Origin of the sequence: Bacillus velezensis, from assembly GCF_001461825.1 — a bacterium.
Lineage (GTDB): Bacteria > Bacillota > Bacilli > Bacillales > Bacillaceae > Bacillus > Bacillus velezensis.
The window spans coordinates 109,243-128,920 of the sequence record NZ_LLZC01000018.1 but is presented as its reverse complement, the minus strand read 5'-3'; the positions used below and the strand labels follow the sequence as shown (position 1 = coordinate 128,920).

Annotated in this window: 16 protein-coding genes and 1 other annotated feature; of the genes, 5 read left to right on the top strand and 11 right to left on the bottom strand. The window is 48.2% G+C overall.

All coding sequences use genetic code 11. The features are described 5' to 3' along the window. Nucleotides 1–18: 18 nt before the first annotated feature. From eno to araE, 7 genes are all read right to left on the bottom strand, one after another. Nucleotides 19–1,311, bottom strand: a complete 1,293-nt coding sequence (gene eno / locus AR442_RS09270; protein WP_007409956.1) for a phosphopyruvate hydratase — start codon at nucleotides 1,309–1,311, stop codon at nucleotides 19–21. Nucleotides 1,312–1,338: 27 nt separating this feature from the next. After that, nucleotides 1,339–2,874 carry a 2,3-bisphosphoglycerate-independent phosphoglycerate mutase gene (gene gpmI, locus AR442_RS09265; RefSeq protein WP_003151620.1) on the bottom strand — a complete coding sequence of 512 codons (1,536 nt, stop codon included), beginning with the start codon at nucleotides 2,872–2,874 and terminating at the stop codon, nucleotides 1,339–1,341. Continuing rightward, nucleotides 2,867–3,628, bottom strand: a complete 762-nt coding sequence (tpiA, locus tag AR442_RS09260; RefSeq protein WP_003151618.1) for a triose-phosphate isomerase — start codon at nucleotides 3,626–3,628, stop codon at nucleotides 2,867–2,869. The genes gpmI and tpiA overlap by 8 nt, the downstream gene beginning before the upstream one ends. Nucleotides 3,629–3,653: 25 nt before the next feature. Beyond that, the gene (locus AR442_RS09255; protein WP_053285142.1) at nucleotides 3,654–4,838 is read right to left on the bottom strand and encodes a phosphoglycerate kinase; all 1,185 of its coding nucleotides are present in this window, start codon (nucleotides 4,836–4,838) and stop codon (nucleotides 3,654–3,656) included. 321 nt (nucleotides 4,839–5,159) lie between these two features. After that, nucleotides 5,160–6,167, bottom strand: a complete 1,008-nt coding sequence (gap, locus tag AR442_RS09245; protein ID WP_003151611.1) for a type I glyceraldehyde-3-phosphate dehydrogenase — start codon at nucleotides 6,165–6,167, stop codon at nucleotides 5,160–5,162. Nucleotides 6,168–6,200: 33 nt separating this feature from the next. Beyond that, a complete protein-coding gene (cggR, locus tag AR442_RS09240) occupies nucleotides 6,201–7,235 on the bottom strand; it encodes a gapA transcriptional regulator CggR (protein WP_003151607.1) in 1,035 nt (344 codons plus the stop codon). Nucleotides 7,236–7,499: 264 nt separating this feature from the next. After that, nucleotides 7,500–8,894: an arabinose-proton symporter AraE gene (araE, locus tag AR442_RS09235; protein ID WP_003151605.1), complete on the bottom strand. Its 1,395-nt coding sequence runs from the start codon at nucleotides 8,892–8,894 to the stop codon at nucleotides 7,500–7,502. Between the two features lie 256 nt (nucleotides 8,895–9,150). Between araE and araR the strand changes: the two genes are divergently transcribed. Further along, nucleotides 9,151–10,239 carry an arabinose utilization transcriptional regulator AraR gene (gene araR / locus AR442_RS09230; RefSeq protein ID WP_007409953.1) on the top strand — a complete coding sequence of 363 codons (1,089 nt, stop codon included), beginning with the start codon at nucleotides 9,151–9,153 and terminating at the stop codon, nucleotides 10,237–10,239. Nucleotides 10,240–10,274: 35 nt separating this feature from the next. On the opposite strand, the gene AR442_RS09225 is transcribed toward araR, so the two are convergent. Both AR442_RS09225 and AR442_RS09220 read right to left on the bottom strand, forming a co-directional pair. Beyond that, nucleotides 10,275–11,282, bottom strand: a complete 1,008-nt coding sequence (locus tag AR442_RS09225) for an LLM class flavin-dependent oxidoreductase (protein ID WP_053285140.1) — start codon at nucleotides 11,280–11,282, stop codon at nucleotides 10,275–10,277. 113 nt (nucleotides 11,283–11,395) lie between these two features. Beyond that, complete coding sequence (locus tag AR442_RS09220) at nucleotides 11,396–12,289, bottom strand: LysR family transcriptional regulator (RefSeq protein WP_053285139.1); 894 nt, start codon at nucleotides 12,287–12,289, stop codon at nucleotides 11,396–11,398. Nucleotides 12,290–12,386: 97 nt separating this feature from the next. Between AR442_RS09220 and AR442_RS09215 the strand changes: the two genes are divergently transcribed. Then, the gene (locus tag AR442_RS09215; RefSeq protein WP_022553811.1) at nucleotides 12,387–13,304 is read left to right on the top strand and encodes a DMT family transporter; all 918 of its coding nucleotides are present in this window, start codon (nucleotides 12,387–12,389) and stop codon (nucleotides 13,302–13,304) included. Between the two features lie 34 nt (nucleotides 13,305–13,338). On the opposite strand, the gene AR442_RS09210 is transcribed toward AR442_RS09215, so the two are convergent. Continuing rightward, complete coding sequence (locus AR442_RS09210) at nucleotides 13,339–14,679, bottom strand: amino acid permease (protein WP_014418915.1); 1,341 nt, start codon at nucleotides 14,677–14,679, stop codon at nucleotides 13,339–13,341. 61 nt (nucleotides 14,680–14,740) lie between these two features. Further along, nucleotides 14,741–14,981: a binding site (T-box leader), on the bottom strand. Between the two features lie 91 nt (nucleotides 14,982–15,072). Then, on the bottom strand, nucleotides 15,073–15,231 hold the full coding sequence (locus AR442_RS20635) for a hypothetical protein (RefSeq protein ID WP_014418916.1): 159 nt from the start codon (nucleotides 15,229–15,231) through the stop codon (nucleotides 15,073–15,075). Between the two features lie 151 nt (nucleotides 15,232–15,382). On the opposite strand from AR442_RS20635, the gene AR442_RS09205 reads away from it, so the two are divergent. The 3 genes from AR442_RS09205 to AR442_RS09195 all read left to right on the top strand — a co-directional run bounded on the left by AR442_RS09205 (nucleotide 15,383) and on the right by AR442_RS09195 (nucleotide 19,324). Beyond that, complete coding sequence (locus tag AR442_RS09205; RefSeq protein WP_014418917.1) at nucleotides 15,383–16,240, top strand: MurR/RpiR family transcriptional regulator; 858 nt, start codon at nucleotides 15,383–15,385, stop codon at nucleotides 16,238–16,240. A 184-nt stretch (nucleotides 16,241–16,424) separates the two neighbouring features. Next, nucleotides 16,425–17,969, top strand: a complete 1,545-nt coding sequence (gene gntK, locus AR442_RS09200; RefSeq protein ID WP_007407372.1) for a gluconokinase — start codon at nucleotides 16,425–16,427, stop codon at nucleotides 17,967–17,969. A gap of 26 nt (nucleotides 17,970–17,995) precedes the next feature. Next, nucleotides 17,996–19,324, top strand: a complete 1,329-nt coding sequence (locus tag AR442_RS09195) for a GntP family permease (protein ID WP_014418918.1) — start codon at nucleotides 17,996–17,998, stop codon at nucleotides 19,322–19,324. Nucleotides 19,325–19,678: the final 354 nt, after the last annotated feature.

The following is a 19,678-nucleotide window of genomic DNA, read 5'->3' as shown; positions in this document are numbered from 1 at the left end:
ATGGGGAGGTTTTTTCGATTACTTATTCAAGTTATAGAAAGAGTTGATACCGTGGTATTGAGCAGTTTCAGCCAACTGATCTTCGATGCGAAGAAGCTGGTTGTATTTCGCAACACGGTCCGTACGGGACGGAGCACCTGTTTTGATTTGTCCTGCATTAGTTGCCACAGCGATATCAGCGATTGTGCTGTCTTCAGTTTCACCTGAACGGTGAGAGATAACGGCAGTGTAGCCCGCGCGTTTCGCCATTTCGATCGCATCGAATGTTTCAGTCAATGTACCGATTTGGTTTACTTTGATCAGGATAGAGTTGCCTACGCCGTTTTTGATACCTTCAGCAAGCTTTTTCGTGTTTGTAACGAAAAGGTCGTCACCGACAAGCTGAACTTTTTTGCCAAGACGCTCTGTAAGAAGTTTGTGGCCTTCCCAGTCGTTCTCGTCAAGTCCGTCTTCGATAGAGATGATTGGGTATTTAGAAACCATTTCTTCGTACCAGTCAACCATTTCAGCAGATGTTTTCACAACGCCTTCGCCAGACAGATGGTATTTGCCGTCTTCTTTGTTGTAGAACTCAGAAGATGCAGCATCCATAGCAAGCTTCACTTCTTCGCCAGGTTTGAAGCCGGCTTTTTCGATTGCTTCAACGATTGTTTGAAGCGCTTCTTCGTTAGAACCAAGGTTCGGAGCGAATCCGCCTTCGTCACCTACAGCTGTGTTCATTCCTTTAGCAGAAAGAACTGATTTCAGGCTGTGGAAGATTTGAGCGCCCATGCGAAGCGCTTCACGGAAGTTAGGCGCGCCTACAGGCATAATCATGAATTCTTGAATGTCTACGTTGTTGTCAGCATGCTCTCCGCCGTTTACGATGTTCATCATCGGTACAGGAAGCGTTTTTGAGTTGAATCCTCCAAGGTATTGGTAAAGAGGAATCTGTAAGAAATCAGCAGCTGCGCGCGCACAAGCCATAGATACGCCAAGGATTGCGTTCGCACCGAGTTTGCCTTTGTTTTCAGTTCCGTCAAGCTCGATTAAAAGCTGATCGATTGCGTTTTGTTCAGTTACGTCAAAGCCGAGAAGCTCTGGAGAAATGATTTCGTTTACGTTGTTAACAGCAGTTAACACGCCTTTTCCAAGGTAACGGTCTTTGTCGCCGTCACGAAGCTCAACCGCTTCGTATTCACCTGTAGAAGCTCCGCTTGGCACTAATGCGCGGCCGAAAGCTCCTGTTTCTGTATATACTTCAACTTCAACTGTTGGGTTGCCGCGGGAGTCGAGGACTTCGCGTGCATAAACATCAACAATGTATGGCATGAGTTTGTCTCTCCTTTTGATTTACGCTTATTTTTGAATTAAAGATGTTCCTGTCATTTCTTTCGGTTTTTCAACACCGAGAAGGTCTAATAACGTTGGTGCGAGGTCGCCTAGGATTCCGCCTTCGCGCAGCGTCACGCCTTCTTTCGTCACAATGACAGGGACTGGGTTTGTCGTATGGGCAGTGTGCGGTTCGCCTGTTTCTGTAATCAGAATGTCCGCATTACCGTGATCAGCGGTAATGATGGCATGTCCGCCTTTAGCGATGATGGCGTCAACCACTTCGCCTAAGCATTCGTCCACTGCTTCAATTGCTTTAATCGTCGGTTCGACCATTCCGGAGTGGCCGACCATGTCAGGGTTTGCAAAGTTCAGGATGATCGCGTCGTGCTTGTCAGCCGCGATTTCTTTTACAAGAGCATCCTTCACTTCATACGCGCTCATTTCAGGCTTCAGGTCATATGTCGCGACCTTCGGCGAGTTAATGAGGATGCGCTCTTCGCCCGGGAATTCTTCTTCGCGGCCGCCGCTCATAAAGAACGTAACGTGCGGATACTTTTCAGTTTCTGCAATGCGAAGCTGTTTTAACCCGTGCTGTGCTAATACTTCACCGACCGTATTGTCAAGGTTTACCGGTTTAAAAGCCACATATCCGTCAACAGATTCACTGAAGTGAGTCAGGCAGACGAAATACAGGTTTTTCGGATGATTTTCACCGCGGTCGAAATCGCGGAAATCTTTGTTGGTAAACGTGTTTGAAATCTGGATGGCGCGGTCCGGTCTGAAATTATAGAAAATCACAGAATCGCCGTCATGAATTTTCGCAACGGGTTCACCGTTTTCTTTTGTGATGACGGACGGAATGACGAATTCATCATGAATGCCGTTCGCATAAGAATCGTCGACTACATCCATCGCGCTGCGGTAAGACGGGCCTTCGCCGTAAGCCATTGCGCGGTACGCTTTTTCCACACGGTCCCAGCGTTTGTCGCGGTCCATGGAGTAGTAGCGTCCGGAAATGCTGGCGATTTCGCCGACACCGATTTCTTCGATCTGCTCATTCAGCTGCTGAATGTAAGTTTTCGCTGTTTGCGGACCTACATCGCGGCCGTCGAGGAAACCGTGAATATACACCTTCGTCAGTCCTTCACTTTTCGCAAGCTTCAGCAGCGCGAATAAATGATTGATATGACTGTGTACGCCTCCGTCAGAAAGAAGGCCGAACAGGTGCAGCGCTTTGTCGTTGTCTTTCGCGTTTTTGATGGCGTCAAGGAACGTTTGATTGCGTTCGAATTCGCCTTCGCGGATGGCAACGTTCACGCGTGTTAAGCTTTGGTACACAATACGTCCTGCGCCGATATTCAAATGACCGACTTCAGAGTTCCCCATCTGTCCTTCAGGCAGTCCGACTGCTTCGCCTGATGCCGTCAGCGTCTGATGAGGGTATTGGTTCCAATAACGGTCGAAATTCGGTTTTTTCGCTTGTGCGACTGCGTTTCCGACTGTTTCATTGCGTAATCCGAACCCATCAAGAATGATGAGTGCAGCTGGTTTTTTACTCATATTGACCTTCCTCCAATAATTGAACGAATGACTGCGGTTCAAGGCTTGCGCCGCCGACCAAAGCACCGTCAATATCGGACTCTGCCATATATTCTTTAATATTTGCAGGTTTTACGCTGCCGCCGTATTGAATGCGGAGCTTGTCAGCAGTTTCCTGGCTGAAGCTTTCAGCAACGACTTTACGGATATGCGCGCAGACGTCGTTAGCATCTTTCGCTGTAGAAGATTTGCCTGTTCCGATTGCCCAGATTGGCTCGTACGCAATAACGGAAGCGGCAACTTGCTCTTCAGAAAGACCCGCAAGACCTTTTTTCACTTGATCGGCAACAAGATCATTTGTTTTTCCGGCTTCGCGCTCTTCAAGCGTTTCACCTACGCAAATGATCGGCACAATGCCGTGTTTGAAAGCGGCATGCGCTTTTTTGTTAACTGTTTCATCAGTTTCAGCGAACATTTCACGGCGCTCAGAGTGGCCGATGACGCAGTAATCCACGCCAAGGTCTTTCAGAGCGACCGGGCTGATTTCACCTGTGAACGCACCGTTTTCTTCAAAATGCATGTTTTGGGCGCCGACTTTCAGGTCAGTTCCTTTAACAGCAGAAGTCAGCTTTTCTAAGAAAAGAGCTGGTGCGCAAACAACGGCTTCCGCTTTGTCTGCTGCTGGAATGGAAGATTTCACTTCTTCAACGAAGCTGACAGCTTCGCCGAGTGTTTTGTTCATTTTCCAGTTACCGGCTATAATTGGTTTTCTCATCTGTTCCACTTCCTTATAGCAGTTTTTATTTATCGTTCAGCGCAGCTACACCCGGAAGCTCTTTGCCTTCCATGAATTCAAGGGATGCGCCGCCGCCTGTTGAGATATGGCTCATTTTGTCAGCAAGGCCGAATTTTTCAACGGCTGCCGCAGAGTCTCCTCCGCCGATGACAGAGTATGTATCGTTTGCCTCTGCCAATGCTTCAGCCACTGCTTTTGTGCCTTGAGCGAACAAGTCGATTTCGAATACGCCCATCGGTCCGTTCCATACGACAAGTTTGCTGTTTTTGATAACTTCAGCGTACGTTTCGCGGGTTTTCGTTCCGATGTCGATCGCTTCTAAATCACTTGGAATCTCAGAGATCGGCACGATTTGAACGTTTGCATCGTTAGAGAAATCATCAGCAACGAGCACGTCTTCCGGCATATAGAATGTAACGCCTTTTTCTTTCGCGCGGTCCATGAATGATTTTGCAAGTTCGATTTTATCTTCTTCAAGCAAAGATTTACCGACTTCATAGCCAAGCGCTTTTACGAATGTGTAAGCAAGACCTCCGCCGATGATCAGGTTGTCCACTTTATCAAGCAGACTTTCGATTACGCCGATTTTGTCTTTTACTTTCGCGCCGCCGATGATTGCCGTAAACGGGCGCTCAGGATTTGTCACGGCTTTGCCGAGAACGTCAAGCTCTTTTTCCATCAGGAATCCTGCAACCGCCGGCAGATGCTCGGCAATTCCGGCTGTAGATGCGTGAGCACGGTGGGCAGCACCGAATGCGTCATTGACATATACATCCGCAAGCTCAGCAAATGCTTTTGCAAGTTCAGGATCATTTTTCTCTTCACCAGGATAGAAACGTACGTTTTCCAATACAAGAACGTCTCCGTCCTTCATCTCGGAAATTTGTGCTTTTACAGCATCGCCGTAAGCTTCATCCGCTTTTTTCACTTCTTTGCCGAGCAGTTCGCCTAAGCGTGCAGCGACAGGAGTTAAACGAAGCTCCTCAACCACTTCGCCTTTCGGGCGGCCTAAGTGGCTCGCAAGAAGGACTTTCGCGCCTTGGTCTGCAAGGTGTTTGATTGTTGGAAGCGCAGCGCGGATACGAGTATCGTCTGTTACTTCCCCGTCTTTCATTGGAACGTTAAAGTCAACGCGGCAGAATACGACTTTGCCTTTTACGTCGATGTCTTTTACTGTTTTTTTATTCATGCCTTAGGAGATCCTCCTTCAAAATGGTTTGCATAGCACGAAAAACGTGAAACGTGAAAACGCCTCATGATGCTTCCGCCGCGGGGCAGATTGCAGCTTCCGGGCACGGGGCAGATCGTCTTCTGAGCCAGGGCAGGCGGCTCAGAAAACGAAAGTGCCGCGGAAACTTCAAAACGCGGACGTTCTGCAGCAATCCGGCGCTTTCTGAAAGCCGGTTCTCATGGAAAAAGGGAAAGGGAGTCCGTCCCCTTCCCTTGTCCGCTTTCATTATAGCGTTTCTGTCCGAAAGAACCAAGTCCGGCCCTTTCCGGGAGCTATGAATTAAAGACCTTGTTTTGCGATGTAAGCTGCAAGGTCAACAACGCGGTTAGAGTAGCCGCTTTCGTTATCGTACCAAGAGATTACTTTTACCATGCTGCCTTCCATAACCATTGTAGAAAGAGCATCGATTGTAGAAGAGTTAGCATTGCCGTTGTAGTCTCCGGATACTAATGGCTCTTCGCTGTAGCCAAGGATTCCTTTAAGATCGCCTTCAGCCGCTTCCTTAAGAGCTGCGTTTACGTCTTCAGCCGTTACGTCTTTGTTCAGTTCAGCAACTAGGTCAACAAGAGAAACGTTTGGAGTCGGCACACGCATAGCTCCGCCGTTCAGTTTGCCTTTCAGTTCAGGAAGAACAAGGGAAACTGCTTTAGCAGCACCAGTTGATGTAGGAATGATGTTTTCAGCTGCTGCACGCGCACGACGGTAGTCTTTGTGCGGAAGATCAAGAATTTGCTGATCGTTTGTGTAAGAGTGAACAGTTGTCATCATACCGCGTTTGATGCCGAATTTGTCGTTAAGTACTTTTGCAAACGGCGCAAGGCAGTTTGTTGTGCAAGATGCGTTAGAGATAACATGGTGGTTAGCCGCATCGTATTTGTCTTCGTTAACACCCATAACGATTGTGATATCTTCTTCGTTAGCAGGTGCAGAGATGATAACTTTTTTCGCGCCTGCTTCTAAGTGTTTCGCAGCGTCTGCGCGTTTTGTGAAGAAACCAGTAGATTCAACTACGATTTCAACGCCTTGTTTGCCCCAGCTGAGTTTCGCAGGATCGCGCTCAGCAGAAACTTCGATTGTTTTGCCGTTAACAACAAGGTTGCTGCCGTCAACTTTAACTTCTGCATCTAATTTTCCGTGTACGGAATCATATTGTAAAAGATGAGCAAGCATGTTAGCGTCTGTTAAATCGTTAACCGCTACTACCTCAACTTCAGGATTGTTTAATGCTGCGCGGAATACGTTACGTCCAATACGACCAAAACCGTTAATACCGACTTTTACTGCCATGATTATTTCCTCCTTTAAATAAGTGAGAGATATTTATATTGAGGGACTGTTATCCCTTAATAACTTCTTTGCGGCTCCTTCGTCCGTGACGAGAACCGTGTTTCGCTGCTTTTTAAAATAAGCTTCGATTGCTTCTGCTTTTGATGATCCGCCCGCTACCGCGATAATGTCGGGAATGGCATCGAGGTCATCAAGCTGCATTCCGACTGAATGCACCTTGTGAACGACTTCTCCGTCCGCATTAAAGTAGTAGCCGAATGCCTCTGTCACCGCATGATTGTCATCTATTTTCTTCAAATCTTCCAAAGGCGTGTTTCTTCGCTCCGCCATTGTTCTAGCTTCGCCGATTCCGTGAACGAGCATACTCGCTGATTTAATCGTGTGAAGCACCTCTTTTACGGAAGGCTCTTCAATAATAGATGAGTAGGCGCCTTGTGACAGCTGCCCGGGAACGAACAAAAGCCGGTAAGTGCCTGAAGCCTTTTCCGCCATATGCGCGCATATGGTGTTCGCCTGGTTTTTCACATCTTCGCCTAAACCGCCTCTTGCGGGCACAAACAGGAGCTCGCGGTTTTTTGAATCCGGCGTCATCATATCGGCGACGGCTTCAATTGTCGTACCGCCGGTTACAGCGACGATATTTTTGCCTGAAAATCTCTTTTTCATACATGCAACGGCCGCTCTCCCTAATTCTTTTTTGACCCAAGGAGATTGGTCGCTGTCTCCGGAAACGATAATGGCGTCTTTCAGATTAAGCCGCTCTTTTAATGTCTTTTCCAAAAGCGTCAATCCTAAAACATCCTTCATCGTATCTTCCAGAATCGAAAGCAGTGAGTAGCCCTCTTCCGTCATTGTCATGCCGTTTGTTTTAATATCGATGAGATTCTGTTCTTTCAAAAACTGAACCTCGCTTCTGAGAACGCGCTCGGTCAATCCGAGACTGGCTGCAAGACTTCTGCGGCCGATCGGTTCGGTAAGCCTGATATACTGCAAGATTTCAAATCTTTTCTGCATCACAAGCAAAAGATCAGGCAATAATTTTTTTTGAGCTTGTATTAACTGGTTCATGACTCAAACGTTCCTTCCTATTCATACTGGACAGAAAATGTCCCGCTATGACAAAAAACGTCCCATCATAGCCAAAAAAAATTATGTCTGCTTTCTTTAATTATTTTAACAGGATGACATTGTTAATTCAACTGTTAAAGGTCAATTCGTCGACATTCTTCGCAGGATTTCCCAGTATCTCCTTGATACAGTCATTATATACAGAAACGGAATGAAGGTGACAGACAAAAGCCCGCCGGAGCGGACTTTTGTCGTAAAACGCTTTCATTTTATCCAGAGTTTTTCTATTTCTTCTAATGATTTATTTTTCGTCTCAGGGCAGATCGTCACGACAAACAAGAAACAGAGAATATTAATGACGGCGAATATCCAGAAGGTGTACGCGAGCCCCAACCCGCTGATCATCATCGGCACGAACTGGCCGATCGCCCAGTTGGCCCCCCATAAGAATATCGTCGCAATACCGGCGGCGCGTGCGCGGAGGTGGTTCGGAAAGATTTCCGAAATCATGATCCACGTAATCGGCCCGACTGATACGCAGAAAGCGGCGACGAATCCCAATATGATGACGACTAAAGCCGGACCGCTCGCCAGCTGAAAATAAAAGGATGCCCCGATTAAGATCATGAACAGCGCCATAAAGGCAGATCCGACCCCCATCAGCTTTTTCCGGCCCACCTTATCGACTAAAAGAACCGCGATAATGGTGAAAATCACTTCAACGACACCGACGATGCATGTCGTGATAAACCCCGCATTCTGTCCGAAGCCCATCATTTTGAAAATTTCCGGCCCGTAATACGTAATTGCGTTCATGCCGATGACCTGATTGAATAAAGCCAGCAGAATCCCGATCACAAGCGCTTTTCTCAGCCCCGGTTTAAACAGCTGAGACAATGACCCCATTTTTTCTAATTGTAAAGACGTTTCGATTTGTTTGATTTCTTCTTTCGCGGTCTGCTCGCCGTTAATGCGCGTCAGCACGGCGAGGGCTTCATTCCGGCGCCCCGCTTTCGCAAGCCAGCGCGGGCTTTCAGGCACGATAAGCAGCACGATAAAAAAGATGACGGACGGAATCATGCCGTAAGCGAGCATCCACCGCCAGCCGGTGTGCACCCCCCATTCATATGAGCCGGACTGCTGAACGGCGAGGTTAATAAAATAAGTGCCGGAAATCCCTAATATCGTAAACAGCTGATACAGTGAAGACAGACTGCCGCGTATTGCCGGCGGAGCGGCTTCGGTAATATACGTGACAGAAAGCGAGGAGCCCATGCCGATTCCCAGACCGCCGATGACTCTGGCGATCACTAAGGAAGACACACTTTGAGAAAGCGCAGAGACAACCGCTGACACCGCAAACAACAGCGCCGCTGCCATCAAAATCTTTCTCCGTCCGAAACGGTCGCTCAAAAATCCGGAAATCCCGACGCCGAAAACACCGCCGATCATTATGCTTGAAATCACGAGCCCTTCCATAAAAGGACTTAAGCGGTACAAATCTTTCAGGAAACCGATGGCGCCGGAAATCACCGCCGTGTCATAACCGTACAAAAGCCCTCCCAGTCCGGCCGCGCATGAGATGAGAATGACAAACCACTTGGAATGCTGCCGAGTGACAGGTACATTTGAGCCAATTGGTGCCGGGTGATTCTTCATGAATTTTACCCTCCCGCGAATAATAGAATAAAAACGCTTACAAATCTGAGTGCGGCGCTTGATGTTGCTTTGTTTTCTTCAGAATCGCCACATTTGTACGTACTTATAAAGAATTTTATCTAAAAATAAGGAAAATTAGTACGTACAAATAAAGAATAAGCAGTTTTTCATAATCTGTCAATTATTTTTACAGCTTGATGAAAGGGCTTACTATGTTATACTGGAATTTGTCCGTATACATTTTGGAGGAATTGATATGCTACCGAAATATGCTCAAGTAAAAGAAGAAATTTGTTCATGGCTGAATCAAGGAAAAATACAGCCGGACGAAAAGCTGCCTACGGAAAATGAGCTGATGCAGCAGTTCGGCGTCAGCCGCCATACCATCAGAAAGGCGATCGGAGATTTGGTCTCGCAAGGGCTGCTGTACAGCGTTCAGGGCGGAGGCACCTTTGTCGCTTCACGCACGGCGAAATCAGCCATGCATTCAAACAAAACGATCGGCGTCATTACAACGTACATATCAGACTATATTTTTCCGAGCATCATCAGGGGAATCGAATCGTATTTAAGCGAACAGGGCTATTCCATGCTGCTGACGAGCACCAACAACAATACAGAAAGTGAACGGCGCGGCCTTGAAAACCTGCTGTCCAAAAATATAGACGGGCTGATTGTCGAGCCTACAAAAAGCGCGCTGCAGACGCCCAACATCGGCTACTATCTCAATCTGGAGAAAAACGGCATTCCGTTTGCCATGATTAACGCCTCTTATGCGGAGCTGGCCGCACCAAGCTTTTCCGTCAATGATGTCAAAGGCGGCATGATGGCTTGCGAATACGTCATGTCCCTCGGCCACACGCACATTATGGGAATCTTTAAAGCGGATGACACGCAGGGCGTCAAACGGATGAACGGCTATCTTCAGGCGCATCGGGAGCGCGGGATTTTTCCGTCTCCGGACATGATCGTGACTTACACGACTGAGGAAAAAGAAACCGTGCTTCTCCAAAAAATTAAGCATACCCTTGAGCAAAACAGCGGGTCACATCCGACGGCCATTCTTTGCTACAATGACGAAATTGCGCTGAAGACGATTAATCTTCTCAGAGAATTCGGGTTAAAGGTGCCTGATGACGTGTCGGTCATGGGCTATGACGATTCACATTTCGCCCAGATTTCCGAGGTGAAGCTCACCTCTGTCAAGCATCCGAAATCCATTATGGGGAAAGCGGCGGCAAAATACGTCATCGACTGCTTAGAACATAAAAAACCGAAGAAGGATGACGTCGTGTATGAACCGGAACTCGTCATCCGGAATTCAGTCAAGCGGATCGGCGAATAAAAAAAGCAATGTGCGCGGCACATTGCTTTTTTTGCTCAGCTGTTTTTTAATTCGGCGATGATTTCAAATGATCTCATTCTGTCGGCATGCTCAAAGCTTTCTGAATTCACCATGATTTCATCCGCCTGTGTTGTCCGGATGAAGCTTTCCAGCTTTTCCTTCACACGCTCCGGTCCGCCGACGATCGTTGAACTGAGCTGATCATTAACCATCGCTTTTTCATACGGCGACCAGATTTGATCCATGTCTTCAACAGGAGGCTTCAGCTGGTTCGGCGTGCCGCGGACGAGGTCTAAAAATCTTTGATAATGCGATGTTGCCAGATGCTCCGCCTTTTCATCCGTATCGGCGGCAATGACGGTGACGCCGACCATCGCGTACGGTTGATCGAGTACGTCTGACGGACGGAAGGAGCTGCGGTACAGCTCAAGGGCGGGCACGGTGTTTTTCGGTGAAAAGTGAGCCGCAAAGGCGAACGGAAGCCCGAGCTCTCCCGCAAGACGCGCGCTGAAGCCGCTTGAGCCCAGAAGCCAGATCGGCACGTCCAGCCCTTCGCCCGGAATGGCGCGGACTTGATTGCGCACATTGCCTGACGGTTTGAAGTAATTTCTCAATTCTTCAAGCTGCTCCGGAAAATCTTCCCCGCTGTTTATGTTTCTTCGTAAGGCTCTCGCCGTTAATTGGTCGGTTCCCGGCGCGCGTCCGAGCCCCAGGTCAATCCGCCCCGGATATAACGTTTCAAGGGTTCCGAATTGCTCCGCGATCACAAGTGAAGAATGATTCGGCAGCATAATACCCCCAGAACCGACGCGGATTTTTTTCGTGCCGCCGGCGATGTGGCCGATCAGCACCGCTGTTGCCGAGCTGGCAACTCCTTCTATATTATGATGCTCCGCAAGCCAATAGCGGTTATAGCCCCACTCCTCGGCGCGGCGCGCTAAATCCATGCTGTTGCGGAACGATTCAGCAACCGTTCCTCCCTGTACGACCGGCGATAAATTCAATACGGAAAACGCAGTATCTTTCAATGTATGTTCAGCCATCGTTTTCTCCTTTGCGGTTTAGTGTAAGCAGATCTTAAACAAGGTCTCTACCACACACCTTACCACAGCTTTTCCCGTGAGTTAAACAATTTGATTCGATGATCTTCGAACAATCAGTCAGCGGCGGTTTTCTTACGGATGAACAGCTCCTCGGCGACATCAATAAAAAGCTTGGCGGCAAGTGATGCGTCTTTCATGGAAGGAACCGCCAGCTGCACCTCCCTGAATACATCCGGCGCAAACTCTTTAATCACCACTTCTTCCGGGAGGGGATTGCCGGCCATGGACATATCGGATAAGATTGCCATGCCCAACCCCTCCCGCACCATATTGATGGACGTGCTGACATTAAACACGGTAAAGGCGGCGCAAAGTTCGGCACCGGCTTGTTTAAACAGGCCTGCAAAAGGTGACGTGTAACCGCCTTCGCAAACCACCATCGGTTCACCGTCCAGATCTTTTATCGTTACGGTTGAGCGTGCGGCGAGAGGATGGTCTTTATGCATAACCGCTGCCATTTTGTCTTTTTTCAGCAGAAAGTAATCCATATCCTCTGTCGGGAACAGCAGAATGCCCGCGTCAATCATCCGGGATTGCAGCCATTCTTTTACTTCGTCCGCCGTTCCTTCATGAAGCACCAGTTCAAGCTTCGGATACCGTTTTTTAAACACGCTGATCAGCTTTGGAATGAAATAAGCGGAAGCGGCCGGAAATGTGCCGATGTGTATCGTTCCCTGTTCAAGCCCTCTTTCCGCGGCCGCCAGCTGCTCGGCTTTTTCTATGCCTTTGAGCACCTCTCTGATATGGACGAGAATTTTTCCGCCCGTGTCCGTGAGCCTTACGCCGTTGCGGCGCTCGCGGATGATCAGCTTGATGCCGAGCTCTGACTCAAGCGCAGAGATGGCATGGCTGACAGCGGGCTGCGTCATATTCAGCGCCTGCCCCGCTTTTGTAAAGCTTCCCGTTTCAGCGATTTGAACAAAAACCCGCAGTTGTGTAATCGTCATAACGTTTTACTTATGCTCCTTATAAAAAAGATTCATTTTATTTATCTTACTGATTACCGTATCATATGATGGAATTGTTCTACAAGGAGTGAACGACGTGAAACAGCTTTCGAAAATACAGACGGCTCTTATGCTGGCGTTTCTAGTCACGGTATGGGGAATTAACTGGCCGCTGACAAAGGCCGCGCTTGCCTATTCGCCGCCTCTTCTGTTTGCCGGAATCCGCACGCTGATCGGCGGACTTCTATTATTAATGGTGGCGCTGCCCCGTTTTAAAAAGCTGCGTTTTAAAGAAACGTGGCCGATCTATCTTATTTCTGCCATTTTAAATATTACTTTATTTTACGGCCTGCAAACGGTCGGATTGAATTACCTGCCTGCCGGCTTATTTTCAGCCATCGTGTTTTTCCAGCCGGTTTTAATGGGCGTTTTTTCTTGGCTGTGGCTCGGGGAATCGATGTATCCTTTAAAAATAGCCGGTCTTATTCTGGGCTTTGCCGGTGTCGCCGTCATCAGCGCAGCCGGTTTCGGAGGCCATATTTCCATCGCCGGCATTCTTTTGGCCTTAGGCTCTGCGGTCAGCTGGGCGCTCGGCACGGTATATGTGAAAAGAACGGGCGGACGCGCGGATTCTATCTGGATGGTCGCTCTTCAGCTTCTGATCGGCGGCGTGCTGCTTGTCAGCTCCGGCCATTTTTCAGAAAGCTTTTCAGCCATTCAATGGAAAGCTCCGTTCATTCTCAGCCTTCTGTTCATTTCAGTTTTTGTTATCGCGCTCGGCTGGCTCGCCTTTTTTACGCTTGTCGGTTCAGGGGAAGCAAGCAAGGTTGCCTCTTACACCTTCCTGATCCCGCTCATATCCATTGTCGTCAGCTCGATATTCCTGCATGAGCCGCTGACCGTCAGCCTTTTAGCCGGACTGCTTCTGATCGTCACAAGCATTTGTTTAGTGAATATAACACCGAAGAAACTGAAAACACCTGCTCTGGCCGCAGAAAAAAAGGCCGTTCATTAAAAAAACTCTTGCCGCGGGGCAAGAGTTTTTTTATTTATTGACGTCTCCCTTTCACAAGATACGCAGCCGTAATGAGGAGATAGATGGCCGCAGTGATGCATGTGATGACGATGGATGTCGTCGCAATTACGCCGATCAGGATGGCCAAAAGCGCAAGCACCGCGAACCATGTCGTGTACGGGAACCATTTGACGTAATAAGCCGGCTGTTCTGTTGAATGTTTTCTTGATTTCAAATGGGCGAATCCGATAATCAGCCAGATGAACAGCACGGTATAGCCGAGTGAACCCATCAAATAATTAAACGTCCGGCTTCCTGCGAATAAAGAAATCAGGACGCCTACATATAAAAATGACGTACAAGTCAGAATCGCATAGACGGGAACCTTTTTCTTCGATAGTTTTGAAAAAATTTTCGGCAACCGGCCGTCAGAAGCCTGCGTAAACAAGACGCGGGATGATCCGTACAGTCCCGAATTCATAGACGAGATAATCGCAAGAAGAATGACGGCATTCATAATATGGTCGGCACCCGGAATTCCGATCATCTTAAATACTATGACAAACGGGCTTTCCGGAACGCTGTTGACTTGATTCCAAGGAATCAGGCTGACGATGATGAAGAACGGCAGCAAGTAAAAAGCGACAATCCGCGTTAACGTGCTTCGGACAGCTTTCGGGATCACCTTTTCGGGATTTTTTGTCTCCGCCAGCGTGACGCCGATGATTTCCGTTCCGCCGTATGAGTAGATCACGACGAGCATCGCCGTAATGACACCCCCCGCTCCATGCGGGAAAAACCCTCCGTGATCCGTTAAATGAGACAGCCCCGGCGCCGTGTGATTGCCGAATGAGAAAAATAAAAGCAGAATACCGCATAAAATAAAGATGACAATCACTGTAATTTTAATAAGCGCGAGCCAGTACTCCGTCTCGGCAAACAGTTTCACAGAAAGCATGTTTACGACCGTCACCACGATGGAAATGATCAGAGCCAGTATCCATATCGGACATTCCGGCAGCCAATATTGAATGAAAATGGCGGCTACGACCGCCTCCGCGGCAATATTGAGCACCCACATTTTCCAATAGATCCAATCTAAAAAGTATGCAGCGTACGATCCGAGCGACTGCTGAACCAAATCACGGAACGTCCTTGCATGTTTGTTTCTGACTGCCATTTCGGCCAGCCCTTGCATAATAAACAGCAGAATGATTCCGCCGAGGAGGTAGGCCAACAGCACGGACGGCCCCGCTTCATCAATCGCCGTGCTGCTGCCTTTAAAGAGCCCGGCCCCGATTGCGCCTCCAAGCGCCATCATCATAATGTGTCTGGACGACATCGTCCGTTTTAACGTTTGCTTGTCCTTTTCCATCTATCACACGCCCTCTCGCAAAAAGTGTTCATCACATAAAAAAGCACGCCGCCTCTTTAGGAAAAGAGACGGCGTGCCTCAGGCAGCCGCGGTACCACTCTTGTTGATCCCGAAATATCCGGAATCCAGCTTAAAAACCTTTTAACGAAGGTCAGCCGTTAGGACATAGGGAATATTCCGACAATTCCGTTCCGCCCTGCCACTTCCGGGCGAGTTCAAAGAACAATCAGTCCGCGTTGCACCAACCCGCGGCTCTCTTTTTCTGATTGGATTCTTTTACTGCTCCCGTTCACAGTGTTTTATGTTAAATGAATCTCTTGAGTTTTTATTTTCTGAATATAGTATCATAATATACAGTCTTCTATTTTCAAAGTCAATACTAATTTTTGCCGCCTATTGTCCTACCCGGTGATTCGGAAATTTCAGCTGAAATCCGGACACAAGGCTTTGCTTTCCGGGCGCCGCGCTTTCCGCTTTCACCTTTGTGTTTGCGTATAAAAACAGCGCAAGCGCAATGCCGAATGATATGACGAGAATCCATACTTTTTTCATTCAGGTGCCTCCTCACTTTCTATCATCGGCGGCTTTTTCTCTTTTTTTATATACAAAATTGAAAAAACAATTTTAAAATTCTGTTTTCCTTATATTGAAACTTGCTTTATCATAAAAGTATGCGTTTACATTCAAGTAGGGAGGTTATAGCATGACCCCTGTGAATTCAAGCAGCATCGGGAAGATTCAGGCGGCCAGCAAAGGTTTGTCGCCAAAATTGAGAGCGATTGCAGACCATATCGTGAAGGAACCGAAAGACGTGGTTCACCTTTCCATCATTCAGCTGGCGGAAAAAACGAAAAGCTCTGAAGCGACGATTTTCAGGCTGTGCAAACGGCTCGGTTTTTCCGGCTATCAGGATTTAAAAATCGCGCTTGCTCAGGAGATCGTTCAGGAGCCGGTGCAGCACATTCATGAAGAAATGAGCCCCGACGACGATATCGAAGTCATCATCCAGAAAGTTTTCCGCACAAACATTTCCGGTCTGACCGATACCTTTCAATTATTAGATCCGGCCGACGTTGAAAAAGCGGTAGAAATGATCCACCGCGCAGACAGAATTGAATTTTACGGAAACGGCGGTTCCGGACTGATCGCCACAGACGCGTATCATAAATTTATGCGTACGGGTATAAATTGCATCGCGCACACAGATTCTCACTTTCAGGCGATGTCAGCGGGTCTTCTCGGTCCCGAAAGCGCAGTCATCGGCATTTCTCATTCGGGAAGCAATAAGGACGTGCTTGACGCGGTGAAAATGGCCAAATCGCTCGGCGCCGGTACGATCGGCATTACAAGCTACCAAAAGTCGCCGCTCACCCAGATTTCCGACGTGGTGCTGTATACGTCAACAAGGGAGACGGCTTTCAGAACGGAAGCAATGTCCGCAAGGCTTGCCCAGCTGTCGGTCATTGATACACTGTATTTCGCCACGGCCCGGCTGCGGCAGGAGAAAACGCTCGCCAACTTGCAGCAAATCAGAAAAATGATCGCGCACAAACGTTTGTAATCGCTTTCTGAATATTTATTTTTCAAAAGAGAGAATGCCGATACAGCGGGAATTGAGGCAATTTTATGAAAAAAATTTTCTTCTTCATCGTTGATTTATAAAAAAATTATTCCTATAATTGACTTTGTAAGGGCATACATTATCAATCTATCTTATTATTCAATCAGATTAGGCGGGATATATTATGAAAGAAACCCAAGCTGTTATCGGTCTGGATATCGGCACGACCAGTACGAAAGCCGTTCTGTTCGGACCAAGAGGCAAAGTGTTAGCCAAGCATTCGGTTCACTATGATTTAATACAGCCAAAACCGGCATGGGCCGAGCAGGATCCTGAGCACATTTTGGAAGCGGTTATCGGAAGCATCAGGGGCGCCGTCACAAAGGCCGGACTGAGTCCTGACAATCTGCTTGCAATCGGCATCAGCACCGCCATGCACTCATTGATAGCTGTCGATCAAAACGGCGGCCTGCTGACCAAAAGCATCATTTGGGCGGACAACCGCAGCGCCGAGCAATCAAAACGGATTTTAAAAGAGATGAACGGTTTTGATATTTATAAAAGAACGGGTACGCCGATTCACCCGATGTCTCCGCTTTCCAAAATTGTGTGGATGAAAGAACAGGACAAGGAGACATTCGCGAAAACCGCCAAATTCATCAGTATTAAAGAATATATTCTGCACGAGTTTTTCGGAACTTATGTCGTCGATTATTCGATCGCTTCGGCAACGGGGCTGTTCCGTTTAGATACGCTTTCCTGGGATGAAGAAGCGCTCCGGATTGCCGGAATCCGGGAAGATCAGCTGTCGGACATCGTGCCGACCACTCATCAGCTGCGCGGCCTTGCGCCGGAAATCGCTGCACGGATGGGCATTCATGCGGATACACCGTTTATTATCGGCGCAAATGACGGCGTGCTCGCCAACCTTGGAGTCGGCGCGATCGGCAAAGGCGAAGTGGCCGTTACGATCGGAACGAGCGGAGCCGTGCGTTCGGTGACGGATGCGCCGATTACGGATGAAAAAGCGCGGACATTCTGTTACGCGCTGACTGACAAGCATTGGGTCATCGGAGGCCCGACGAATAACGGAGGCATTATGCTGCGCTGGCTTCGAGACGAATTCGCTTCTCCGGAAGTCGAAACGGCGAAGCGGCTCGGCATTGATCCGTACGATTTAATGATTGATATCGCTGATAAAGTGCCCGCAGGCTCTGAGGGATTGCTGTTTCTGCCGTTTTTATCAGGGGAGCGCGCGCCGTTTTGGAATCCGAATGCCCGCGGAACGTTTTTCGGCATCAGCCTCCGCCATAAACGGGAGCATTTTATCAGAGCGGTGCTGGAAGGCGTCATCATGAGCGTCTTTTCAATCGGTGTCGCACTGAGAGATTTGGCGGGCCCCGCAAAAGACGTGCGGGCTTCGGGAGGATTTGCGAGATCACCGCTTTGGAGGCAGATTTTGTCCGATACGATGGGACGGGAAGTCCTCGTTCCGGAAAGTTACGAAGCCTCGGCGCTCGGAGCGGCCGTTCTCGCTTTGCACAGCCTTGGCGAAATGGAACGGATCGAGGATGTTCAGGACTGGATCAGAATTTCTCACCGCCATGAACCGAACGTCAAAAACAGCGAAACATATATTGAGCTGTTTTACTTATACGAGCGGCTGTATGACAAGCTCAAAGATGAATTTGACGTCATCAGTGAATTTCAGCTCAAACAAAGCCGTTAATTCTTCTTTGAAAGGGTGAAAAGGTCATGTTACTGTTTATTGTCATTGCCGCTATTATCGTTTTACTCTTATTGATTACGGTCGCTAAATTAAATCCGTTTATCAGTCTTTTGATTACATCCATCCTTGTCGGTTTCGCAACGGGCATGAATCTGCCGGACATTATCGCTTCGATGAAAACCGGGCTCGGCAATACGCTGTCGCTGCTTGCGATCGTGCTGGCCCTCGGTACGATGCTCGGAAAAATGATGGCTGAATCAGGCGGTGCGGAGCGTATCGCCCACACCCTGATCGGCCGCTTCGGCAAAAAGAAAGTGCATTGGGCGATGATGGCCGTCGCTTTTATCGTCGGCATCCCGGTCTTTTTCCAGGTCGGCTTCGTCCTGCTCGTGCCGCTTTTGTTTACGATTGCGATTGAAACCGGCGTTTCATTAGTGACGATCGGGATTCCGCTCCTTGCGGGACTTTCCGTCGTGCACGGATTGGTTCCGCCCCACCCGGCGGCGATGGCGGCTGTCGGCATTTATCACGCCAATGTCGGAAAAACGATTTTGTTTTCTTTAATCGTCGGCATTCCGACTGCCATCATCGCAGGGCCGCTTTACGGAAAATGGATTGGTAAGCGCATTCATAAACCCGTTCCCGAACTGTTGAAAAAACAATTTATTGAACGGAATGAAAAACGCAAGCTTCCGGGATTCGCAAATACATTGTTTACGATATTGGTACCGGTGATCCTGATGCTTATGGCAACGCTTGCCGAAATTGCGCTTCCGGAAAAAAGCGCGCTCTATGAAACTTTTAAATTTATCGGCGACCCTGTCACGGCGCTTTTGATCGCCACGGTTTACTCCTTTTTCAGCCTTGGTTTTTATCAGGGCTTTGACAGAGAAAGCATTTTAAAATTCAGCAATGACTGTCTCGGACCGATCGCTTCCATTCTGCTTGTGATCGGAGCCGGCGGCGCTTTTAACAACGTCCTGATTGATTCAGGCGTCGGCACGTATATTGCTGACATTGCGAAGCATTCAAGCTTCTCTCCCGTTCTTTTAAGCTGGACGATCGCAGCGGTCATCCGTGTCGCCACAGGTTCAGCGACTGTCGCCATGATGACGGCGGCCGGCATTGTTGCACCGATTGCATCTGTCATGCCGGGCGTCAGCAGTGAACTTCTCGTTTTGGCAACGGGAGCGGGCTCTTTGATTCTGTCACATGTCAATGACTCCGGTTTCTGGCTCATTAAAGAGTATTTCGGAATGACGGTCAAAGAAACGTTCCTGACATGGACGGCGATGGAAACGATTATTTCTGTCAGTGCGATCTGTTTTATCATGATCATTAACGCGTTTATATAAAAACAAACCCCGGCCGAATGAAGTGACCCCTGTCAAGTAGACAGTGTTAAAAAGACACGAAGCAGCCTGAGTCCTGTATTGATAAGGGCTCAGGTTGTTTCACTTCTTTTGGAACCGTTGATGGTTGTAAAAATGAATATATTTACATACTGCTTCTTGAACTGCTTCAGCTGTTTTGACCCTTTCATCCCCTCTGTCTGAAAGTGGTTAACCCATCTCCTTACTTGGTTTTTATCAATGTTCATTTCTCTGGTCATTTAGGTGAAGATCAACAACTTTTTTCTTAAAGTGAATATTCATAAGTTTTACGTGTTTTCCCCATAAAAAATCCCCTCCATTGCAGACAGATCAGTA